The organism is Pseudoxanthomonas jiangsuensis, from assembly GCF_010093185.1.
Lineage (GTDB): Bacteria > Pseudomonadota > Gammaproteobacteria > Xanthomonadales > Xanthomonadaceae > Pseudoxanthomonas > Pseudoxanthomonas jiangsuensis.
Window position 1 is genome coordinate 1 of the sequence record NZ_PDWL01000121.1, and the last position, 553, is coordinate 553.

Genomic DNA, 553 nt, shown 5'->3' on the forward strand with positions numbered 1-553 from the left:
GGTGGACAAGGTCGCTGAAGCCTTCGGGAAGCTGACCACAGACCCGACGTCGGGGCTGACGGCGATGGCTCGCCAGTTCCATAACGTGTCGGCGGAGCAGATTGCGTATGTTGCTCAGTTGCAGCGTTCCGGCGATGAAGCCGGGGCATTGCAGGCGGCGAACGAGGCCGCAACGAAAGGGTTTGATGACCAGACCCGCCGCCTGAAAGAGAACATGGGCACGCTGGAGACCTGGGCAGACAGGACTGCGCGGGCATTCAAATCCATGTGGGATGCGGTGCTGGATATTGGTCGTCCTGATACCGCGCAGGAGATGCTGATTAAGGCAGAGGCTGCGTATAAGAAAGCAGACGACATCTGGAATCTGCGCAAGGATGATTATTTTGTTAACGATGAAGCGCGGGCGCGTTACTGGGATGATCGTGAAAAGGCCCGTCTTGCGCTTGAAGCCGCCCGAAAGAAGGCTGAGCAGCAGACTCAACAGGACAAAAATGCGCAGCAGCAGAGCGATACCGAAGCGTCACGGCTGAAATATACCGAAGAGGCGCAGAAG

The 553-nt window shown here is 57.5% G+C and carries 1 protein-coding gene; it reads left to right on the forward strand.

The genetic code is table 11. The features are described from left to right. On the forward strand, positions 1 to 553 hold a 553-nt coding region (locus tag CSC62_RS17585; protein ID WP_211369045.1), incomplete at both ends, for a phage tail tape measure protein.